The sequence below is a fragment of the Pseudomonas sp. ATCC PTA-122608 genome, assembly GCF_001952855.1.
In the GTDB taxonomy this organism is placed as follows: Bacteria; Pseudomonadota; Gammaproteobacteria; order Pseudomonadales; family Pseudomonadaceae; genus Aquipseudomonas.
In genome coordinates, this window is record NZ_LPNO01000035.1 from 9,965 (window position 1) to 34,911 (window position 24,947).

A 24,947-nucleotide genomic window follows, 5' to 3' on the forward strand; every position below is an offset into this window, starting at 1 on the left:
ACCGAGCATTAGCGAGGTGCCGAGTGGTGGGGCAAGAGCGTTTTGCTTACTTTTGCGCTTTTCAAAAGTGAGCCGCTGTAAGAGCGGAACCAATAGCGGCCCTGACCGCAGCAACGGATATGCCCCCCCTCCAAACCACTCCAAAAAATACGAAACTCCCCCAAAGCCAACCGCTTTGTCCCCGCTTCCCATGTCACCCCCCACCCCCCGAATCCTCTAATTTCCAAACCCTGCGGGACGCCACCCGATCCTCGACCGCGCCCGCGCTTTAACCCGGGCCTCCCAGGCACTTACGCGACAGCTGAAAACGGACTTTCTCCTCAACCGTATCCGACTCAAAAAAGCAGGTTACCCCATGCAGTTCAGCAAATTACTGGCAGCTCTTTCCACCCACCCGATCCGCCTGCAAATGGACGAAGGCGACCTGATCATCCTGGGTGACGACGACGCGCTGGATGACGCCCTATGGGACCAACTGATCGCCCACAAACCCCAACTGCTCGACCTCGTCGCCCAACACGGCGGCGACTGGCTCAGCCCGGCTTATCGCATCACCCCGGACATGCTGCCCCTGGTCAACCTCGACCAACCCGCCATCGACCGCATCGTCGCCAGCATCCCCGGCGGCGCGGCGAATGTGCAAGACATCTACCCCCTGGCGCCGCTCCAGGAAGGCATGCTCTACCACCACCTGTCAGCCCACCAGGGCGACCCCTACGTGCTGCACGCCCAGTTCGTGTTCGATAGCCGCGCCCGTCTTGAAACCTTCGCCCAGGCCCTGCAATGGGTCATCGACCGCCACGACATCCTGCGCACGTCGATGGCCTGGGAGCGCCTCGACGAACCCCTGCAAGTGGTCTGGCGCAAAGCCTCCCTGGTCTGCGAAGAAGCCCGTCTCGACGGCGATGCAATGACCCAACTGCAAGCCCTCTACGACGCCCGCAACTACCGCATGGACCTCGGCCAGGCGCCGCTGCTGCGCCTGGTATTCGCCGAAGACCCGCGCAACCAGCGCGTGGTCGCCATGCTGCTGTTTCATCACACCATCCTCGACCACACCGCCCTCGACGTAGTGCGCCGCGAGATCCAGCTGCACCTCGCCGGCCAGACCGAACAGGCCGGCGCTCCGGTGCCGTTTCGCAACTACATCGCCCAGGTCCGCCACGGCGTCAGCGAACAGGCTCACGAAGCGTTCTTCCGCGAGATGCTCGCCGACATCGATGAACCCACCCTGCCGTTCGGCCTCCAGGATGTACAGGGTGACGGCCATGGCATCGACGAAACCCGCATCGCCGTCGACAGCGATCTAAGTCGCCGTCTAAGGGCCCAAGCCCGGCCGTTGGGTGTCAGCCCCGCCAGCGTGATGCACTTGGCACTGGCCCAGGTGCTGGGCAAGGTCTCCGCCCGCGACTCCGTGGTATTTGGCAGCGTGATGCTCGGCCGCATGGGCGCGGGAGAGGGCTCCGACCAGGCCTTGGGCATGTTCATCAACACCCTGCCACTGCGGGTGGACGTGGGCGAGCAAAGCGTGCGCGACGGGGTGCAAGCCACCCACAAACGCCTGACCGAATTGCTCAACCACGAACACGCCTCCCTGGCCCTGGCCCAGCGTTGCAGTGGCGTGGCCGCGCCCACACCGTTGTTCAGTGCAATCCTCAACTACCGTCACAGCAATGCATCGGACACCCAGGCGGTGATCGACATCGCTGAAGGCATCCAGGTGCTCGGCGCCGAAGAGCGCACCAACTACCCGCTGACGGTCAACGTTGATGACCTGGGCGAGGGCTTTGCCTTTACCGTGATGGTGGACGCCTCCATCGGCGCGACGCGCATCGCCGATTACCTGCACACCACCCTGGAAAACCTGGTACTGGCTCTGGAACACACGCCAGATGCACCGTTGCACAGTCTGGGCATCCTGCCTGCCGACGAACGCCAACATCTGCTGCACGGCCTTAACGCCAGCACCCAGCACTACGCCGATTCAGCCCTGATCCACCAGCAAGTCGAAGCCCACGCCGCCAGCCATCCCCAGGCCATCGCGCTGCGCTTTGAACACCAACATCTGAGCTACCGCGAGCTGAACGAACGCGCCAACCAGGTCGCGCACGGCCTGCTCAAGCATGGCATTCGCCCCGACGACCGGGTGGCGATCTGCGTCGAGCGCGGCCAGGAAATGATCATCGGCCTGCTGGGGATCCTCAAGTCCGGTGCGGGCTACGTACCAATCGATCCGGCCTACCCCCAGGAGCGCATCGCCTACACCCTGCAAGACAGCGCGCCGCTGGCAGTGCTGGTGCAGCACAACACCCGCCACCTGGTGGGCGACGTCACGTCGATCGACCTCAACAGCCAGCAGCACGAGCCCATCGTTAACCCCAACGTTGCGATCAGCTCGTCCAGCCTCGCCTATGTGATCTACACCTCCGGCTCCACTGGCTTACCCAAGGGGGTGATGATCGAACACCGCAACGTCGCGCGGCTGTTCAGCGCCACCGAGCACTGGTTCAAGTTCAACGCCAATGACACCTGGGCGCTGTTCCACTCGTTTGCCTTTGACTTCTCCGTGTGGGAAATCTGGGGCGCGCTGATGCACGGCGGGCAATTGCTGGTGGTACCGCAACTGGTCAGCCGTTCACCGGACGAGTGTTATGCACTGCTGTGTGAAGCCGGTGTGAGCATCCTCAACCAGACGCCGAGCGCGTTCCGCCAGTTGATCGCGGCACAGGGCCGCAGCCAGCAACTGCATTCCCTGCGCCAGGTGATCTTCGGCGGCGAAGCCCTGGAGCCGGGCATTCTCAAACCGTGGTACGCCCGGGTGACCAACTCGGGTACGCGGCTGGTCAACATGTACGGCATCACCGAAACCACCGTGCACGTGACCTATCGTGCGTTGGAAGCAGCAGATGCACTGCTGGTGGGCGTGAGCCCGATTGGCGTGCGCATTCCCGACTTGCAGCTGTATGTGCTGGACGCCCGCCGCGAACCGGTGCCGAGCGGTGTAGTCGGTGAGTTGTACGTCGGTGGTGCCGGGGTAGCGCGGGGTTATCTCAACCGCGATGAGCTGACGGCCGAACGTTTTCTGGCGGACCCCGTCACTGGCCTGCGCCTGTACAAGACCGGTGACCTCGGCCGGTTACTGGCCGACGGCAGTGTCGAGTACCTGGGGCGCAACGATGACCAGGTGAAGATTCGCGGTTTCCGTATCGAACTGGGGGAAATCGAAGCACGCCTGGCGACCTGTGAAGGCGTGCGCGAAGCCGTGGTGATTGCCCGCGAAGACGAGCCGGGCGACAAGCGCCTGGTGGCCTACGTTATCCCCCAGCAGGATCACGCACCCACGGCCGCCGAGCTGCGGGACCACCTGCTGCTGTCCCTGGCCGAATACATGGTGCCCAGCGCCTTTGTGCTGCTGGACACGTTCCCGCTCACCACCAACGGCAAGCTCGACCGGAAGGCCTTGCCGGCACCCGACGCCGACGCCCTGGCCCGTCGTGGTTATGAAGCACCACAAGGCACGGTGGAAACTGCGATCGCCCACCTCTGGCAAGACCTGCTGAAGATCGACCGGGTCGGGCGCCAGGACAACTTTTTCGAACTGGGTGGCCATTCCTTGCTGGCAGTCAAGCTGATCGAGCGCATGCGCCAGCTGGAGCTGAGCGCCGATGTGCGGGTGCTGTTCGGCCAGCCGACGTTGGCCGCGCTGGCCGCTGCGGTAGGCGGGCAGCATGAAGTGCAGGTCCCGGCCAACCTGATCAGCGAAGCGACCCGGCACATCACCCCCGACATGCTGCCGCTGGTGGACCTCGACCAACAGGCCATCGACCACATTGTCGCCAATGTGCCCGGCGGCGTCGGCAACGTGCAGGACATCTACGGCCTGGCCCCGTTGCAGGCCGGCATCCTCTATCACCACCTGGCGACCACCGAAGGCGACCCCTACGTGTTGCAGGTGCAGTTCAGCTTCAGCGGCCATGAGCCGGTCGAGGCGTTTATCCGTGCGCTGCAAAGCGTGATCGAGCGCAACGATATCCTGCGTACCGGCATCATGTGGGAAGGCCTGGACGAGCCGGTGCAGGTGGTCTTGCGCCAGGCATTGCTGGTGGTTGAGCAGGTCGACGTGGATCCACACAACGACGTTCTGGCACAACTGCAAGCACGCTTCGACCCACGCCACTATCGCCTCGACCTGTCCCGCGCCTCGCTGATGCGCTTTGCCTACGCCGAGGATCAGGGCCGTCATGTCGGCATCCTGCTGCTGCACCACATCCTGCTGGACCACACCGCGTTGCAGGTGCTGGTGGAAGAAATGAGCGCCAGCCTCGCAGGCGAAACCGGCCTGCTGCCGGACGCCGTGCAATACCGCAATTACGTGGCCCAGGCGCGCCTCGGTGTGAGCGCTGCGCAGCATGAGGCGTTCTTCAGCGAGATGCTCGGCGATATCGACGAGCCGACCCTGGCCTTCGGTTTGCACGACGTGAATCGCGACGGCAGCGGTGTGCGGGAAGCGCACTTGCCAGTGGACCCGGCCCTCAGCCTCGGCCTGCGGGAGCAAGCCCGGCAGCTCGGCGTCAGCGCCGCCAGCCTGGTGCACCTGGCATGGGCGCAAGTCCTCGGCCAGGTATCGGGCCAGGATGACGTGGTATTCGGCACGGTATTGCTGGGCCGCCTGCAAGGCGGCGAGGGTGCCGACCGGGCGCTGGGGATGTTCATCAATACCTTGCCGCTGCGGGTCAGCGTCGGCGCGGTAGGTGTGCAGGCCGGCGTACGCGCCACCCACGCGCGGCTCGCGCAGTTGCTGGGGCATGAACATGCGTCGCTGTCTCTGGCCCAGCGTTGCAGTGGCGTGTCCGGCGCGCTGCCGCTGTTCAGTACCTTGCTCAACTACCGTCACAGTGCCCCGGGCGAAGCGCCGGGAGCCAGCCCGTTCGCCGACGCCGGGATCGAAATCCTCAGCTCCGAGGAACGCAGCAACTACCCGCTGGTGCTGAACGTCGATGATCTCGGTGTGGGCTTTGCGCTGACGGTACAGGGCGTGGCTGAGGTGGATGTGCAGCGCGTCGGCGACTACATGCTCAGTGCCTTGCGCAACCTGGTGACGGCGCTGCAACAGGCGCCGACTACTGCGCTGCATCAAGTGTCGATCCTGCCAGCTGCCGAGCGCCATCAAGTGCTGGTGGAATTCAACGCCACCGACCACGCTTACCCGGCTGGGAGCACCGTTCATGCTCTTTTCGAGGCTCAGGCCCTGGCGACCCCGGAAGCTGTGGCGGTGGTGCACGGCCATGCGTCGCTGAGTTACCGCGATCTCAACCTGCGGGCCAATCGCCTGGCCCACTACTTGATCGATCAAGGCGTAACACCGGGGCACAGCGTGGTCATCGCGCTGCCACGCTCCATCGACCTGCTGGTCAGCCAGTTGGCGATCCTCAAGTGTGCGGCGGTCTACATACCGCTGGATGTCAACGCGCCTGAAGAGCGCCAGGCATTTATGGTGCAGGACAGCCATGCCACGCACGTGCTGCGTGACCTCGCCGCGCTGAACCTCGACATGCAGCCAACGCATAACCCGAACCTCGCCCAGTCGGCGGAAAGCGTGGCGTACATCATGTACACCTCCGGTTCCACCGGTGCACCGAAAGGTGTACAGGTGCCCCACCGCGCGGTCACCCGGCTGGTCATCAACAATGGCTACGCCGACTTCAACTCGCGTGACCGGGTGGCCTTCGCCTCGAACCCGGCGTTCGACGCCAGTACCCTCGACGTCTGGGCGCCGCTGCTCAATGGCGGCTGCGTGGTGGTGGTCGAACACGCCACCTTGCTGTCCCAGGCTGCTTTCGCCGCCCTGCTGCAGGAGCAATCCGTCAGCGTTCTGTGGATGACGGCGGGGCTGTTCCACCAATACGCCGATGGGTTGATGCCGATGTTCCGCCAGCTGCGCTACCTGATCGTCGGCGGCGATGTGCTCGACCCGCAGGTGATCGGCCGGGTGCTTGAGCACGGCGCGCCGCAGCATCTTCTGAATGGCTACGGCCCCACCGAAGCCACCACGTTTTCCACCACCTTCGAGATCACGTCAGTGGGTGAGGGCGGTATTCCGATTGGCCGACCCATTGGCAACAGCCGTGCCTACGTGCTGGATGCGCGGCAGCAGCCGGTGCCGCTGGGCGTTGTCGGCGAGCTGTACATCGGTGGCGCGGGCGTGGCCAAGGGTTACCTGAACCAGCCGCAACTGACCGCCGAGAAGTTTATCGTCGATCCGTTCGGCGACGACCTGCTGTACCGCACCGGCGACCTGGCGAGTTGGCAGGCTGACGGCACCTTGCTGTACCAGGGCCGCAACGACCATCAGCTGAAAATCCGGGGTTTCCGTATCGAGCCCGGTGAAATCGAAAACTGCCTGGCCGACTTTCCCGGCGTGAAAGACACGGTGGTGCTGGCCCGTGAAGATGAACCCGGCGACAAGCGCCTGGTGGCTTACTACACCGCCCAGGCGCCGCTGAGCATTGAAGCGTTGCGTGCGCACCTGCAAAGCCGGCTGCCGGACTACATGGTGCCGTCGGCCTATGTCTGGCTGGAACTGTTGCCGCTGACCGCGAATGGCAAGCTGGACCGTAAGGGCTTGCCTGCGCCCGATCAAGACTCGTTGCTCAGCCGTGGTTTCGAAGCGCCCGAGGGCGAGGTGGAAACGCTGCTGGCGCAGATCTGGCAGGACGTATTGAAGGTCGAACGGGTCGGGCGCTTTGATCACTTCTTTGAACTCGGTGGCCATTCCTTGCTGGCGGTGAGCCTGATCGAACGCATGCGCCAGGCCGGCCTGAGCGCCGATGTACGGGTGTTGTTCAACCAGCCAAGCCTCGCGGCGCTGGCGGCGGCAGTGGGCAGTGGCCGGGAAATCGTGGTACCGGCCAATGGCATTGCGCCGGATTGCCCGCGCATCACGCCGTCGATGCTGACCCTGGTCAAGCTGGATCAAGCCGCCATCGACCGCATTGTGGCCACGGTGCCTGGCGGTGCGGCCAACGTGCAGGACATCTACCCGCTGGCACCGTTGCAGGAAGGCATTCTTTACCACCACATCAGCGCCGAACAGGGCGACCCGTACCTGCTGCAATCGCGCATGGCGTTTGACAGTGTCGAACGGTTGCAGGCCTTCATGGGCGCGCTGCAAAAGGTCGTGGCGCGCCACGATATCCTGCGCACTGGCGTGGTGTGGGAAGGCTTGGACAGCCCGGTGCAAGTGGTGTGGCGTCATGCCGAGTTGGTGGTGCAGAACGTTGCGCTGGACCCGGCCGATGGCGACGTGATCGAACAACTGCACGCACGTTTTGACGCGCGCCACTATCGCCTGGACATCACCCAGGCGCCGTTGCTGCGCATGGTGTATGCCCAGGACCCGGCCCACCAGCGAGTCGCGGCCATCCTGCTGTTCCATCACCTGGCGCTGGACCACACCGCCATGGAAGTGGTCGGCCAGGAAATGCGTGCGTTCCTGTTCAACCAGGCCGATGACTTGCCGGTTGCGGCACCGTTCCGTAACTACGTGGCCCAGGCTCGTCTGGGTGTCAGCGCCCAGGAGCACGAGCAATTCTTCCGTGAAATGCTCGCCGACATCGACGAGCCCACGCTGCCTTTCGGCGTGCAGGATGTGCAGGGCGATGGCCGGGATATCGAAGAGGCCGAATTGCCCGTCGATGCCGTGCTGGCTTTGCGGATTCGCGAGCAGGCCCGGCAACTGGGGGTCAGTGCTGCGAGCCTGATGCACTTGGCCTGGGGCCAGGTACTCGGCCTCGCGTCGGGCCGTCAGGACGTGGTATTCGGCACCGTATTGATGGGCCGCATGCAAGCCGGCGAAGGCGCCGACCGGGCGCTGGGCATGTTCATCAACACCTTGCCGCTGCGGGTGGATGTGGGCGCCATCGCGGTTCGTGTCGGGGTCAAGGCGACCCACGCCCGGCTCAGCGCGTTGCTGGGCCATGAGCATGCATCCCTGGCGCTGGCCCAGCGTTGCAGCGGTGTGCCGACCTCGATGCCGTTGTTCAGTGCCTTGCTCAACTACCGCCATAGCAGCCCGGGTGAAATGGCTCGCGACGGCCACGGCATCTGGGAAGGTGTGCAGTTGCTGGGTGGCGAAGAGCGCAGCAATTACCCGCTGACCTTGAGCGTGGACGACCTGGGCACAGGCTTCGGTTTGACGGTGCTGGCTCTGCAGTCCATCGGTGCGCAGCGCCTGTGTGACTACATGCACAGCGCGCTGGAGCAGTTGGTGGAGGCCCTTGAGCAAGCGCCGCAAACGCCGCTGAATCAGTTGCCGGTACTGCCTGCTGCCGAGCGCGAAAAACTCCTGCGTACCTTCAACGCCACCGCCCGTGATTACCCCCAAGGGCAAACCCTGCACGCTGCTTTCGAAGCCCAGGCCGAGCGCCTGCCGCAGGCGATTGCGGTGAGCCAGGACGGCCAGCACCTGACGTACCAACAGCTCAACCAACGTGCCAATCAGCTGGCTCATCACCTGCTGGCGTTAGGCGTGCAGCCCGACGACCGCGTGGCGATCTGCTGCCGACGCGGCCCGCAGATGCTGATAGGCCTGCTGGCGATTCTCAAGTCGGGTGCGGCCTACGTCCCGGTAGACCCGGCTTACCCGGCCGAGCGCATCGCTTACCTGCTGCAAGACAGCGCACCGGTCGCGGTACTGGCCGAGGAGAGCACCCGTGGCGTGCTTGGTGATGTGGCCATCGTCGACCTGCATGGCGCGTATGCCGGTGAGAGCAATCCCCAGATCGCCAGCCTGACCCCGGCGAACCTCGCCTACGTGATCTACACCTCCGGCTCCACCGGCCAGCCCAAAGGGGTGATGGTGGAACACCGTACCGTGGAAAACCTGGTGCACTGGCACTGCGAAGCTTTTGACCTGCACGCCCATAGCCACACCAGCAGCGTGGCCGGTTTCGGCTTTGATGCCATGGCCTGGGAAGTCTGGCCGGCGTTGTGCGTAGGGGCGACCTTGCACCTGCCACCGGCCCAGGTGGGCAATGAAAACATCGACGAATTGCTGGCCTGGTGGCTGGCCCAACCGCTGGACGTGAGCTTCCTGCCCACGCCGGTGGCCGAGTACGCCTTCAGCCAGGAGCTTCAACACCCAAGCCTGCGCACCCTGTTGATCGGCGGTGATCGCCTGCGCCAGTTCAATCAGGAGCGCCGTTTCGCGGTGATCAACAACTATGGCCCGACCGAAGCCACGGTGGTTGCTACCTCTGGCCGCGTGCACGCCGGTCAGCCGCTGCATATCGGCAAACCGATGGCCAATGCCACGGTGTACCTGCTTGATGAGCAACAGCGTCCGGTGCCGGTGGGCGTGGCGGGCGAACTGTATGTAGGTGGCAGCGGCGTGGCCCGCGGGTATTTGAATCGCCCGGACCTGACCGCCGAACGCTTCCTTGATGACCCGTTCAACCCGGGCGGCATGTACCGCACCGGCGACCTGGCGCGCTGGCTGCCGGACGGCAATATTGAGTATTTGGGCCGCAACGACGACCAGGTAAAAATCCGGGGTGTGCGCATCGAGCTGGGGGAAATCGAAACCCGCCTGGCTGCCGTCGAAGGCGTCAAGGAAGCCGTGGTGCTGGTGCGCGACGGCCGCTTGGTCGCCTGGTTCACCGAGCAAATCCCGCTGGATATCGAAACCCTGCGCGCCGAGCTGCACAGCCAATTGCCCGAGGCCATGGTGCCGGTGGCCTACGTCAAACTCGACAGTTGGCCGTTGACCGCCAACGGCAAGCTCGACCGCAAGGCCCTGCCGGCGCCGGATCAGGCCGCCATGCTCAGCCGTGAATACGAAGCGCCACAAGGCGACGTCGAAACCACCCTGGCGCGAATCTGGGCCGAGGTGTTGCAGGTGGAGCAAGTGGGCCGCCATGACCACTTCTTTGAACTGGGCGGGCATTCATTGCTGGCGGTGAGTTTGATTGAGCGCATGCGTCAGGTCGGCCTGAGCGCCGATGTGCGGGTGCTGTTCAGCCAGCCGACATTGGCCGCATTGGCAGCGGCGGTGGGCAGTGGCCGGGAAGTGGTGGTGCCGGTCAATCGCATCGCTGCCGATTGCCAGCGCATCACGCCTTCGATGCTGTCCCTGGTGGAGCTGGATCAGCCGACCCTCGACCTGATCGTCGCCAGCGTGCCAGGCGGCGCCGCCAATGTGCAGGACATTTATCCGCTGGCGCCGTTGCAGGAAGGGATTTTCTATCACCACATCAGTGCGCAGCAGGGCGATCCGTACCTGCTGCAATCGCACCTGGCGTTTGACAGCCTCGAGCGTTTGCAGGCGTTTGCCCGGGCGTTGCAGTCGGTGATCAACCGCCACGATATCTTGCGCACCGGCGTGGTCTGGGAAGGCCTGCAACAGCCGCTGCAAGTGGTATGGCGTGAGGCTGAGCTGTCGGTGCAGGCAGTGCAGATGGGCACCGGTGATGTGCTCGCGCAGTTGCATCGCCAGTTTGATCCTCGTCACTACCGTGTGCCGATGTCCCAGGCCCCGCTGGTGCGCCTGGTGTATGCCGAAGATCCGCGGCAGCAGCGTGTGGTAGCGATTTTGCTGTTCCACCATATTGCCCTCGACCACACGGCGCTGGACGGCGTGCGTCACGAGATGCAAGCCAGCCTGCTGGGCCAGCCCGGCATCACGGACGAGGCCACGCCGTACCGCAATTACGTGGCCCAGGCCCGACTGGGGGTGAGTGAGCAGGAGCACGAAGCGTTCTTCCGCGAGATGCTGGCTGACATCCATGAGCCTACGCTGCCGTTCGGACTTCAGGATGTGCAGGGCGATGGCAGTGCCATCGAAGAAGTCAGTGAAGCGTTATCACCGGCGTTGAGCCGACGCCTGCGCACTCAAGCACGGTTGCTGGGCGTCAGCGCTGCCAGCATGTTCCACCTTGCCTGGGCGCAAGTGTTGGCCTGCACCTCGAGCCAGGACAACGTGGTGTTTGGCACGGTGCTGCTGGGCCGTATGCAGGGTGGTAAGGGCAGCGACCGAGCGTTGGGGATGTTTATCAATACCTTGCCGTTGCGGGTGGATGTGGGCGGCATCGGTGCGCGTGCGGCGGTAAAGGCGACCCACGCGCGCCTGACTGCGTTGTTGGGGCACGAGCATGCCTCCCTGGCGTTGGCCCAGCGTTGCAGTGGAGTGGCGGCGCCGTTGCCGTTGTTCAGCGCCATGCTCAACTATCGCCATAGCGACAGCCAGCAAGCGGCGGTATCCCCGGCCTGGCAGGGCATCGAAACCCTGGCCAGCGAGGAACGCACCAACTACCCGCTGACCTTGAACGTGGATGACCAGGGCGACGGTTTCCGGTTGACCGCGATGACCCCCGCGCAGATTGGCGCGCAGCGTATTTGCGGTTACATGCAGGCGGCGTTGTTCGGGTTGGTCGAAGCGCTGGAGCAATCCCCGCAATTGCCGCTGGATCGCCTGTCGATCCTGGGCCCCCAGGAGCGCGAGCAACTGCTGTTCGGGTTCAACGCCACCGAGGTTGGCTACAACCTCGATCAGACCCTTCACGGCCTGTTCGAAGCCCAGGTTGAACGCACCCCCGATGCACTGGCGGTGAAAGCGGGTGACCAACACCTGAGCTATCGCGAACTGAACGCGCGCGCCAATCAGTTGGCCCATCATCTGCGCGAGCTGGGTGTGCAGCCGGATTCGCGGGTGGCGATTTGTGTGGAGCGTGGCGTGGAGATGGTCATCGGCCTGTTCGCCATTCTCAAGTCCGGTGGTGGTTATGTGCCGCTGGACCCGGCGTATCCGCTGGAGCGAATCGCCTACATGCTGCAAGACAGCGCGCCGGCGGCGGTGCTGGTGCAGGGCGAAACCCGTTCGCTGCTGGGCGATGTGGCGGTACCCGTGGTGGATCTGGACCGGAACACCTGGGAGCACCAGGCGCTGTCCAACCCGCACGTCGACGGACTGACCCCGCAGCACCAGGCCTACGTGATCTACACCTCAGGTTCCACTGGCCAGCCCAAGGGCGTGATCAACGAGCACGCAGGCGTGGTCAACCGCCTGCTGTGGATGCAGGATGCCTACGGCCTGACCGCCCGCGACGCGGTCCTGCAGAAAACCCCGTTCAGCTTTGACGTGTCGGTGTGGGAATTCTTCTGGCCCTTGTTCACCGGTGCCCGGTTGGTCATGGCGCGCCCCGGCGGGCACAAGGATCCGGCTTACCTGTGCGAGGTGATCGAAGCCGAACAGATCACCACCTTGCACTTTGTGCCGTCGATGCTCGACGTGTTCCTGGCCCACGGCGATGTCAGCCAGAGTGCCGGCCTGCTGCGGGTGATGTGCAGCGGCGAAGCCTTGCCGGGCAGCCTGGTGCGACGCTTCAAGCAGCAGTTGCCGGGCATCGGTTTGTACAACCTGTATGGCCCGACCGAGGCGGCGGTGGATGTGACCGCGTGGAACTGCGCAAGGCCCGAGGTGCCGGATAACACACCGATCGGCAAGCCTATCGCCAATACTCGCATGTACCTGCTGGACGCCCGCTTGCAGCCGGTGCCCTTGGGCGTGGTCGGCGAGCTGTTCATTGGTGGTGTTCAAGTCGCTCGCGGTTACTTGCACCGCCCTGAACTCACCGCCGAACGCTTCCTCAAGGACCCGTTCAGTGCTGGTCGCCTTTACCGCACTGGTGACATCGGGCGCTACCTGCCGGACGGCAATATCGAGTACCTGGGCCGCAACGACGACCAGGTGAAAATCCGTGGCCTGCGCATCGAGCTGGGGGAAATTCAGGCGCGGTTGACCGAATACCCACAGGTCAATGAAGCGGTGGTGTTAGCCCGGGACGAGCGCCTGGTGGCGTACTACACCGGCGTGCAGGCGGATATCGAACAACTGCGTGCCCATCTGCTGGCGCGCTTGCCGGACTTCATGGTGCCGGCGGTATTCGTGCACCTGGAGGCCTTGCCGTTGAGCCCCAACGGCAAACTCGACCGCAAGGCGCTGCCGGCGCCAGGCGTTGAGTCGCTGATCGTGCGCGAGTACGAAGCCCCGGTGGGCGACACCGAAATCACCCTGGCGCGCTTGTGGGCCGAGCTGCTGAAGGTGGAGCGGGTAGGGCGCCATGACAATTTCTTCGAGCTGGGCGGGCACTCGCTGCTGGCTGTCAGCTTGATCGGGCGCTTGCGTCAGGAAGGTATGGAAGCCGATGTGCGGGGGCTGTTCGAACAACCGACCCTGGCGGGCTACGCCGCAATTACCGAACGAATGGAGATCGTCCTGTGAGCATCATTGAACTGTTGGCGACACTCAAGACCAAGGATGTACAACTGGCGCTCAAGGGCGACCAGTTGTCGGTGCAGGGCAATAAACAGGCCCTGAGTGACCCGGCATTGGTGGCCTCGCTGCGCGAACATAAACCGGCGCTGATCGAGCTGATCAAGGCCGGAGAGTACTCGGCCACCAAGGCCGGTGAAGTCGAGGTGCCGGCCAATGGCATTCCCGCCGGTGCCCAGCGGATTACGCCGGCGATGCTGACGCTGTCGAGCCTGAGCCAGGCCTCGATTGACCGCATCATCGAAACCGTCGACGGCGGCGCGGCCAACGTACAGGACATCTACCCGCTGGCACCGCTGCAGGAAGGCATTCTTTACCACCATGTGAGTGCCGAACACGGCGACCCCTACGTCATGCAGTCGCAGTTCGCCTTCGACAGCCTTGAGCGTTTCAAGGGGTTTGCCCAGGCATTGCAGGGCGTGATGGATCGCCATGACATCCTGCGCACCGCCGTGATCTGGGAGGGCCTGGAAGAGCCTTCGCAAGTGGTATGGCGCGCGGCTCGATTGCCGGTGCAATTGATTGAACTGAACCCCGCCGACGGGGATATCGCGACCCAGTTGCATAGCATGTTTGATGGCCGTCACTACCGCCTGGACGTCACCCGCGCACCGCTTGTTCGCCTTGTAGGCGCCTGGGATGAAGCCCGGCAGCGCATGGTCGCTTTGCTGTTGTTCCACCACATGGCCCTGGACCACAGCGCCTTGGACGTGGTGCGCCACGAAATGCAGGCTTACTTGCAGGGCCAGGGGGATCAGTTGGGCCAGGCGGTGCCTTTTCGTAACTACGTGGCCCAGGCGCGCCTGGGGATCAGCGAGCAGCAACACGAAGCGTTCTTTCGCGAGATGCTCGGGGACATCACTGAGCCGACCTTGCCGTTTGGTTTGCAGGATGTGCAGGGCGACGGCCAGGAGATTGCCGAAGTCGACTGGCCGTTGCCGCCAGCGCTCAATCAGCGTTTGCGGGCCCAGGCGCGGCAGTTGGGGGTGAGTGCCGCCAGCCTGTTCCATATGGGCTGGGCGCAGGTATTGAGTGCCCTGGCAGGCAAGGCGCAGGTGGTGTTCGGCACCGTCTTGATGGGCCGCATGCAGGGTGGGCACGCCACGGACCGGGCCCTGGGGATTTTCATCAATACCTTGCCGTTTCGCGTGGATGTCGGCGCCGAAGCGGTGCGCGCCGGGGTCAAGGCCACGCACGCGCGGTTGACCACCTTGTTGCGTCATGAACATGCCGCCTTGGCCCTGGCCCAGCGGTGCAGTGGTGTGGCCGCGCCGATGCCGCTGTTCAGCGCATTGCTCAACTATCGCCACAGTGGCTCGGGCACCAGTACCGACGCGGCGGCGGCCTGGCAGGGCATCGAGATCTTGAGCTCCGAGGAGCGCACCAACTACCCGTTGACCCTGAGTGTCGATGACCTGGGGGACGGGTTTATCCTGCGTTTGCTGGCGAGTACCCAAGTCGATGCGCAGGCTGTTTGTGCTTATGTGCAAACGGCCCTGGGAAACATGGTGCAGGCGCTGGAGCAGGCGCCCGACACCTCGTTGAATCGTCTGTCGGTGCTGCCCGAGGCTGAGCGGCGGCATCTGCTGGAGCAATTCAACGCGACAGCGGTCGACTTTCCCCAGGGCACCACCCTGCACGGGCGTATCGAAGCGCAAACGTCGCTGACCCCGGACGCGGTGGCCGCCGTGTATCAAGGCCGTCAGCTGACCTACGCCGAATTGAACCAACAAGCCAACCTGCTGGCCCATCACCTGCTGGCCCTGGGGGTAAAACCCGACGACCGCGTGGCCATCGTCGCCCGGCGCGGGCTGGACACCCTGGCCGGATTGCTGGCGATCCTCAAGGCCGGCGCCTGCTACGTACCGGTGGACCCGTCGCACCCGGCCGAGCGCCTGAGCTACCTCCTCAGTGACAGCGCCCCGGTCGCGGTACTGACGCAACACGCACTGCTGGAGCGCTTGCCCGCGCTCGACGTGCCGGTGATCAACCTGGACCGTTTTACCTGGCATCACCATTCGGCCAGCAACCCCCAAGTTGCTGTCACGCCGTCCAACCTGGCCTACGTGATCTACACCTCCGGCTCCACCGGCCTGCCCAAAGGCGTGATGGTGGAACACCACACCGTGGCCAACCTGGTGGACTGGCATTGCACCGCGTTTGACCTGTGCGCCGGCCGTCACACCGCCAGCGTCGCCGGGTTCGGCTTTGACGCGATGGCCTGGGAGGTCTGGCCGGCCCTGTGCGTGGGCGCGACCTTGCACCTGCCGCCGGCCCATGACGGCGCAGAGGACATCGACGCGCTGCTGGAATGGTGGCGCGCACAACCACTGGACGTGTGTTTCCTGCCCACGCCAGTGGCCGAATATGCGTTCAGCCAGAACATCGAACACCCGACCTTGCGCACCTTGCTGATTGGCGGCGACCGCCTGCGCCAGTTCCCCCGGGCACAGCGTTTCGAGGTGATCAACAACTACGGCCCCACCGAAGCCACGGTGGTCGCCACCTCCGGGCGGATTGAACCCGGGCAGCCGTTGCATGTTGGCAAACCCATCGCCAATGCCAGGGTTTACCTGTTGGACGAACTGCAGCGCCCGGTGCCCATGGGCGTTGCCGGTGAACTGTATGTGGGCGGCAAGGGCGTGGCGCGGGGTTATCTGAACCGTCCGGAAATGACTGCCGAGCGCTTTCTGGATGACCCGTTCAATCCGGGCCGTATGTACCGCACCGGCGACCTCGCGCGCTGGTTGCCGGGCGGGAATATCGAGTACCTGGGCCGCAACGACGACCAGGTGAAAATCCGTGGGGTGCGCATCGAACTGGGAGAAATCGAAACCCGCCTCAACCAGTTGCCCGGCCTTCAGGAAGTGGTGGTGCTGGCCCGTGAAGACCAGCCCGGCCAGCCCCGGCTGGTGGCTTACTTCACCGAAAACCCGCAGTTCGACCCCCTCGATGTGGGCGAGATTCGCGCACATCTGGTGGCACATCTGCCGGACTACATGGTTCCGGTGGCCTACGTAAAACTCGATGCATTGCCCCTGACCGCCAACGGCAAGCTGGACCGCAAGGCCCTGCCAAAGCCGGACCTGGCCGCCGTCTTCACCCGTGAGTACGCGGCGCCTTATGGCGATATCGAAACAGTACTCGCGCAGATCTGGGCCGACGTGCTGCAAGTGGAACGTGTTGGGCGCCAGGATCATTTCTTTGAGTTGGGCGGCCATTCGTTGCTGGCCATGCGCATGGTGTCCCAGGTTCGCCAGCGGCTTGGGGTTGATCTGGCGCTGGGCGATTTGTTTGCCAATGCCGAACTGGCGGCGGTGGCGCAGGTGCTTGCCCAGTCCGGGCGCAGCACCTTGCCGGATATCCTGCCGACGGCGCGGGATACGGATTTGCCGCTGTCGTTTGCCCAGCAACGCTTGTGGTTTCTGGCGCTGATGGAAGGCGCCAACACCGCCTACAACATCCCCATCGGCCTGCGCCTGCGCGGGCAGTTGCACGTCGATGCGTTGCAACGGGCCCTGGCGCGGATTGTCGCGCGGCACGAGACCTTGCGCAGCCGGTTCGCCCAGCAGGATGACCACGCCCACGTGCTGATCGTGCCGCCTGAAGAGATGATGCCGCTGCAAGTGCAGGACCTGCGTCGTCACCCCGAAGCACAGCAGGTGCTGGAAGCCTTGATCCAGGGCGAAGCCTCGGCGCCTTTCGATTTGCAGCGCGGCCCATTGCTGCGCGGGCGCCTGGTGATCATGGCCGAGGATCATCACGTGTTGCTGCTGACCATCCACCACATCGTGTCAGATGGCTGGTCCATGGGCGTGCTGACCCGCGAACTGATGGCGTTGTACCAAGCCTTCAGCCGTGGTGAGGCTGACCCATTGCCGCCATTGCCGATCCAGTACAGCGACTTCGCCGTGTGGCAGCGCCTGTGGCTCAGCGGTGAAGTGCTGCATCGCCAGAGCAGCTACTGGCAACAAACCCTGGCCGGTGCCCCGGCATTGCTGATGTTGCCGACCGACCGTCCACGCCCGGCCCAGCAGGACTACGCCGGCAGCAGTGTCGACGTGCGCCTGGATGAACGCCTGACCGCCGGGCTCAAGGCCCTCAGCCAGCGCCACGGCACCACGCTGTACATGGTGATGATGACGGCGTGGGCTTCGTTGCTCGCGCGCTTGGCCGGGCAGGAGGAAGTGGTGATTGGCTCGCCCGTCGCCAACCGCCAGCGGGCCGAGGTGGAAGGCTTGATCGGGCTGTTCGTCAACACCCTGGCGGTGCGCATCGATACCTCGGGCGAGTTGAGTGCCGAGGCGCTGCTGGCGCGGGTCAAGGGGCTGGCCCTGGACGCCCAGGCTCATCAGGATCTGCCGTTTGAGCAGGTGGTGGAAATCACCCGGCCATTGCGCAGCCTGGCCCATAGCCCGCTGTTCCAGACGATGTTGACCTGGCAGGACAGCGATGCGCCGGTCCTGGCCCTGGGCGACCTGAGCCTTGAAGGGATTGTGGAGGACAGTCACTTTGCCAAATTCGACCTGTCCCTGAACCTCGGCGAGACCCGGGGCGAAATTCGCGGCACCCTGGAATACGCCATCGCGTTGTTTGATGAGTCGACCATGCAGCGTTATGTCCGCTACTTCACCCGGGTGCTGCAGGCCATGGTGGATAACGATCAGGCGGTGCTGGAGCACGCTGAATTGTTGGACGCGCGGGAGCGCCAGCACCTGCTGTTGGACTTCAACGACACCGACGTGGATTACAACCTCGAGCAGACGCTGCACGGTATGTTCGAAGCCCAGGTTGCACGAACGCCGGATGCGCTGGCGGTGAAGGCAGGCTCGGAGTGCCTGAGCTATCGCGAGCTGAACGAACGGGCCAATCAGTTGGCGCACCATCTGCGGGAGCTGGGTGTTCAACCGGATTCGCGGGTGGCGATTTGCGTCGAGCGTGGCCTGGAGATGGTCATTGGCCTGTTCGCGATCCTCAAGGCGGGAGGCGGCTATGTGCCGCTGGACCCGGCGTATCCGCTGGAACGTATCGCCTACATGCTCAAGGACAGCGCCCCGGCAGCCGTGCTGGTGCAGGGCGAAACCCGTGCGCTGCTGGGCGACGTCACGGTGCCGGTGGTGGACCTGGACCGGAGCACCTGGCAGCACCAATCAACGTCCAACCCACGAGTGGACGGGCTGACCGCGCAGCATCAGGCCTATGTGATCTACACCTCGGGTTCCACCGGCCAACCGAAGGGCGTGATCAACGAGCACGCAGGCGTGGTCAACCGCCTGCTGTGGATGCAGGACGAGTACGGGCTGACTGCGCAGGACAGGGTGTTGCAGAAAACTCCGTTCAGCTTCGACGTGTCGGTGTGGGAGTTTTTCTGGCCGCTGTTCACTGGCGCCCGGTTGGTGATGGCGCGTCCTGGCGGGCATAAAGACCCGGCCTACCTGTGTGATGTGATCGAGTCCGAGCAGATCACCACACTGCACTTTGTGCCTTCGATGCTGGACGTGTTCCTGGCCCAGGGCGACGTCAGCCAGAGCGCCGGGCTGGTGCGGGTGATGTGCAGCGGTGAAGCGCTGCCCGGCAGCCTGGTGCGCCGTTTCAAACAGCAGTTGCCGGGCATCGGTTTGTACAACCTCTACGGCCCGACTGAAGCGGCGGTGGACGTGACGGCTTGGGATTGCGCCGGACCGGTTACGCCGGACAACACCCCCATCGGCAAGCCGATTGCCAACACCCGCATGTACCTGCTGGACGGGCAGTTGCAGCCGGTGCCGTTGGGTGTGGTGGGTGAGTTGTTCATCGGTGGCGTGCAAGTGGCGCGGGGTTACTTGCACCGTCCTGAGCTGACGGCCGAACGCTTCCTCAAGGACCCGTTCAGCAACGGCCGGATGTACCGCACCGGCGACGTCGGGCGCTACCTGCCGGACGGCACCATCGAGTATTTGGGCCGCAATGACGACCAGGTGAAAATCCGTGGCCTGCGCATCGAGCTGGGTGAGATTCAGGCGCGACTGCTGCAATTCCCGCAGATCAACGAAGCCGCTGTGGTCGCCCGCGATTCCCGTCTGGTGGCCTACTACACCGGCGTGCAGGCCGACATCGATGCCCTGCGCAGCCACCTGCTGGAGCAGCTTCCGGACTACATGGTGCCGGCGACCTTCATGCATCTGGAGGCCTTGCCCCTGAGCCCCAACGGCAAGCTCGACCGCAAGGCATTGCCGGTACCGGGCCTGGAATCGGTGATCGCCCGGGAATACGTCGCGCCCGTGGGTGAAACCGAAATCACCCTGGCTGGCCTCTGGGCTGATTTGCTCAAGGTGGAGCGGGTGGGGCGGCATGACAATTTCTTCGAGCTGGGCGGCCACTCGCTGTTGGCCGCCAGCTTGATCGGCCGCATGCGCCGCGTCGGGTTGTCGGCGGATGTGAAAGTGTTGTTTGGCCAGCCCACCCTTGCAGCCTTGGCGGCTGCCGTGGGTGGTGGTCGCGAAGTGGTGGTGCCGGCCAATGGGATTGCCGCGGAGTGCACGCGGATCACCCCGGACATGCTCCCGCTGGTGAACCTGGAGCAGTCCGCCATCGACCGCCTTGTCGCGAGCATTCCCGGCGGCGCGGCCAACGTGCAGGACATCTACCCGTTGGCGCCGTTACAGGCCGGGATCCTGTATCACCATCGCGCAGTGCAACAGGGCGACGCGTACCTGTTACAGGCGCAGTTTGCCTTCGCCAGCGTCGAGCGCCTTGAAGCGTTCGCCCAGGCCTTGCAGGCGGTGATTGAGCGGCATGACATCCTGCGCTCGTCGATGCACTGGGACGGGCTGGAAGAACCGGTGCAAGTGGTGTGGCGCCAGGCATCGTTGCAGGTCGAGGCGATTCAGGTCGCGGGCGATGTGCTGGGGCAATTGCAGGCGCGCTTTCATCAGCATCGCCTGGGCCTGGGGCGGGCACCGTTGATGCGCCTGGTGTACGCCGAGGACCCGGCCAACCAACGGGTGGTTGCGTTGTTGCTGTTCCATCATTTGGTGATGGATCACGTGGCGTTGGAAGTATTGCAACACGAGATGCAAGCCTGTCTGTTGGGCCATCACGAGCAGTTGGGGGCGGCGGTGCCGTATCGCAACTATGTGGCGCAGACACGCCTGGGAATGCGTGAGGAAGAGCACGAAGCATTCTTCCGCGAGATGCTCGGGGAGATCGATGAGCCGACGCCGGCACTGAATGCACCGGGTGAAGCGCAGCAGGCGCGCCTGAGCGTTGACCCACTGTTGAGCGGGCGCCTGCGCATCCTGGCGCGTCATCTTGGGGTAAGTGCGGCGAGCCTGATGCACCTGGCTTGGGCGCAGGTATTGGGCAAGGTTTCTGGCCGTGAGCAGGTGGTGTTCGGCACCGTATTGCTGGGTCGGTTACAAGGCGGTGAAGGCGCCGAACGCGCATTGGGCGTATTCATCAACACCCTGCCGCTGCGGGTCGACCTGGGTGAGCGCACGGTGCACGCGGCGCTGATGGCGACCCATGCCAGCCTGACCCAACTGCTCAGTCACGAGCATGCGCCACTGGCCCTGGCCCAGCGTTGCAGCGGGCTGCCGGCCAATACACCGCTGTTCAGCGTGCTGTTCAACTATCGCCACAGCGCGCCGCACGCTGGCGGGGTGGCCGAGGCCTGGCAGGGCATGCAAATGCTCAAGGCCGAGGAACGCACCAACTTTGCGCTGTCCCTGAGTGTCGATGACCTGGGTGACGGGTTTACCTTTGATGTCATGGGGCAAGGCGCGCCGCGTCTCTGTCAGTACCTGCATGTCGCCCTGGAACAGCTGGTGCAGGCGCTGGAACAGAATGCCCGAGGCGCAATCAGCCAACTGTCGATATTGCCGCCGGCGGAGCGTGAAAAGCTGCGGGTGGCGTTCAACGCCACTCAACGGGAGTTCCCTCGTGAACATACCGTGCAGCGCCTGTTCGAAGCCCAGGCCCAGGCGCGCCCGAACGCCATCGCTGTGGCGCATGGCGAGGACACCCTGACTTATGGCGCGCTGAACACCCGCGCCAACCAACTGGCCCATCACCTGCGCACCTTGGGCGTGCAGCCCGGCGACCACGTGGCGATCCTGCTGCCGCGCTCGATTGACCTGCTGCTCAGTCAACTGGCAATCCTCAAGTGTGCGGCGGCCTACGTGCCGCTGGATATCAATGCTCCGGCCGAGCGCCAGGCTTTTATGGTGCAGGACAGCGGCGCGGTATGGCTGCTGACCCACAGCAGCGAGTCTGTAGATTACCCGACCCGACGCATCGACCTCGACACCCTGGCGCTGGACCCGCAACCGAGTCACAACCCGGACCTGTCGCAATCCTCGGAGCGGGTGGCGTACATCATGTACACCTCCGGCTCCACTGGCACGCCCAAAGGCGTGCTGGTGCCGCACCGGGGCATCACGCGGCTGGTGATCAACAACGGTTATGCCGATTTCAACGCCCATGATCGCGTGGCGTTCGCCTCCAACCCTGCGTTCGACGCGAGCACCATGGACGTGTGGGGGCCGCTGCTGAACGGCGGCCAGGTGCTGGTGATCGACCATGCCACCTTGCTCAACCCGGGGGCATTTGGCCGCGCATTGAAGGCGGGCGGGGCGACGATCCTGTTCGTCACTACCGCGCTGTTCAACCAGTACGTGCAACTGATTCCCGACGCGTTGGCCGGGCTGCGCATCCTGTTGTGCGGCGGCGAACGGGCGGACCCGGCGGCATTCCGCAGCCTGCTGGCCCAGGCGCCCGCATTGCGCCTGGTGCACTGCTACGGCCCGACGGAAACCACCACCTACGCCACCACCTATGAGGTGCAGGCTATCGCCGCAGATGCTGAAAGCGTGCCGATCGGCAGGCCGATTTCCAACACGCAAATCCATGTGCTGGACGCGCACTTGCAGCCGGTGCCGCTGGGGGTGGTCGGGGAAATCTGCATTGGCGGGCACGGCGTGGCCAAGGGGTATCTGAACCGGCCGGAGCTGACGGAAGAAAAATTCGTCGATGACCCGTTCGGCGACGGTTTGCTGTACCGCACAGGCGACCTTGGGCGCTGGTCGGCGGACGGGTTGCTGGAGTGCATCGGTCGTAATGACGACCAGGTGAAGATCCGTGGCTTCCGCATCGAGTTGGGTGAAATCGAAGCGCGCCTGGCGACCTGCAGCGGGATCAAGGATGTGGTGGTGCTTGCGCGGGAAGATGCGCCTGGCGATAAGCGCCTGGTGGCGTACTACACCGGCGAGCCGCTCGCCATCGACGTGCTGCGCAGCCATCTGCTGCAGCATTTGCCGGACTACATGGTGCCGTCGGCCTATGTGCCACTGGAAAAAATGCCCCTGACGGCCAACGGCAAAGTCGACCGCAAGGCCCTGCCAGTGCCCGCGATGGAAGCGCTGGTAAGCCGTGTGTTTGAAGCCCCGGCCAATGAGCTGGAACAGACCCTGGCCCGCCTCTGGGCCGAGGTGTTGAGGCTGGAGCAGGTCGGTCGGCACGACAGTTTCTTCGAACTGGGCGGCCATTCGTTGCTGGCGATTCGGCTGGTCAATCTGATGGAAGAGGCGGGGCTTGCGGTGTCTCTGGCGGAGCTGTTCCAGCACGCCAGCGTGGCCTCGGTCGCCTCGATGCTCAGTCAACGCACGGTGCGGGAGGACGACAGCTCGCTGATCACCGTGCGCGCCAGCGGCAGCCAGCCGCCATTGTTCCTGGTGCATGAGTTCAGCGGCATGGACGTGTATTTCCCGGCGCTGGGCCGGCATCTGCCGGGGGATTACCCGATCTACGGCTTGCCCGGCGCGCCTCTCGGTGAACCGCAGTTGCAGACCATGGAAGGCCTGGCGGCGCGGCTGGTGGGGATTATTCGGGCTGTGCAACCCCATGGGCCGTATCGGCTGGCGGGTTGGTCGTTTGGCGGGGTGTTGGCCTACGAAGTGGCGATGCAACTGCAGGGGCTGGACGAACCGGTGGCGTTCCTCGGGTTGATCGACAGCTACGTGCCGCGCATGACCGACCAGGGCAAGGCGCGCTGGGCCGGACCGGATGCCCTCAAGCGGCATTTGCTGTTGCAGTGCATGGCGTATTGGAAGGCACAGGGAGGTGTGGATGAGCTGGCAAGCCTTGAGCAACTGGACGCGCAGATTGGACAGCTGGATTTTGCTGGGCTGTTGCAACGCTGCCGCGATCGGCATTTGTTGTACGCGCAGATGGCGGCGGCTTCGGACGCGGACCTGTTGAATTTTATCGAGCGGGAAGTCGGGCATGGGCATGCGTTGGCGCATTACAGCCTGTTCCCGATGCCGTTGGCGGTGCACCTGTTCAGCGCCGCAGAGCGGCCGACGGAACTGTCGCGACGTAGCCGGGATTTGGGTTGGGATGAGGCGCTGGCGCCGGGGCAATTGCGCCGGATTGAAGTGCCGGGGGATCACCAGAGCATGATGCAGGCACCGCATATCCAGGCGTTGGGGCAGGCGTTGGGTGGGGCTCTGGCGTCGAGCGAGGCGCCGAGTGTGGCGGTGCATCAGCCGTTGTTGCGGATCCAGAGCGGACGCGCCGGGCATGCGCCGATTTTCTGTGTGCCGGGGGCGGGGGATAGCGTGACCGGGTTTGTAGGGTTGACCGAGGCGTTGGGCCGGGACTGGCCGATCTTTGGCTTGCAGCCGCGCGGGCTGGACGGGGAGGCGGTGCCGCACAGTCAGGTCGAGGCGGCGGCGCGCTGTTATTTGCAGGCCTTGGAACAGGAGTGTTCTTCGGGGCCGGTGCATCTGGTCGGGCATTCGTTTGGCGGTTGGGTGGTGTTTGAGATGGCCGCGCGATTGCAAGCCCAGGGGCGTGAGGTGGCTTCGTTGACGCTGATCGACAGCGAGGCGCCCGGGGGAAATGGGTTGGTGGGTAGGCCCTATACGACGACGGCGGCGTTGTTGCGGCTGATTGAGTCGATGCAGGTGGCTTCGGGTAAGTCCCTGGGGATTGATGCGGTGGATTTTGCCGGTAGGGATGAGGTGGAGCAGCGGCGGTTGTTGCATGGGGGGATGGTGGGGGTCGGGTTGTTGCCTGCGCGGTCTTCGGTGGAGGCGATGGATGGGCCGGCGCGGACGTATGCGTCGGCGTTGCGTACGGTTTATCGGCCTGTTCGGCGGTATGAGGGGGTGGTGCGGTTGGTGTTGGCGGAGGATCCGACCCTGGATGCGGCGGGGAATCTGCGGGAGCAAGGGTTGATGGTTGAGGGGTGGCGCGGGTGCGTTGGGGTGTTGGAGGTTTGGTATGGGCCCGGGAATCATTTTTCGCTGCTCAAGGCGCCGAATGTTTTTAGTTTGGCGGCTTGGTGGCGGGATGGGGTTGTGGTTGGGGAGCGGGTTTCGTGAGTGTACATATCCGTTGCTGCGGTAACGGCCACCTATGGTTCCGCTCTTACAGCGGGTCACTTTTGGCAAACCCCTGTAGGAGCGAGCTTGCTCGCGAAAAACCTGAGGGCGCCGCGTTCATTCAGGATGCCAACGTCATCGTTAACGACCTTCGCGAGCAAGCCCGCTCCCACATTTGGACCGTGCCCGCTTTTGATCTCAGGCGCCCCGTTAAACCACGCTGGCCGCTGTAAGAGCGGAACCCATATCAGCCGTTA

The 24,947-nt window shown here is 64.3% G+C and carries 2 protein-coding genes; both read left to right on the forward strand.

All coding sequences use genetic code 11. The annotated features are described in order from the left end of the window. Positions 1 to 355: 355 nt before the first annotated feature. Positions 356 to 13,276, forward strand: a complete 12,921-nt coding sequence (locus tag AU074_RS23230) for a non-ribosomal peptide synthetase (protein WP_076016693.1) — start codon at positions 356 to 358, stop codon at positions 13,274 to 13,276. After that, complete coding sequence (locus AU074_RS23235; RefSeq protein WP_076016694.1) at positions 13,273 to 24,690, forward strand: non-ribosomal peptide synthetase; 11,418 nt, start codon at positions 13,273 to 13,275, stop codon at positions 24,688 to 24,690. The genes AU074_RS23230 and AU074_RS23235 overlap by 4 nt, the downstream gene beginning before the upstream one ends. Positions 24,691 to 24,947: the final 257 nt, after the last annotated feature.

Coding starts and splice junctions, on each gene's coding strand:
- AU074_RS23230 (WP_076016693.1), top strand. CDS start 356: ATGCAGTTCAGCAAATTACTGGCAGCTCTTTCCACCCACCCGATCCGC.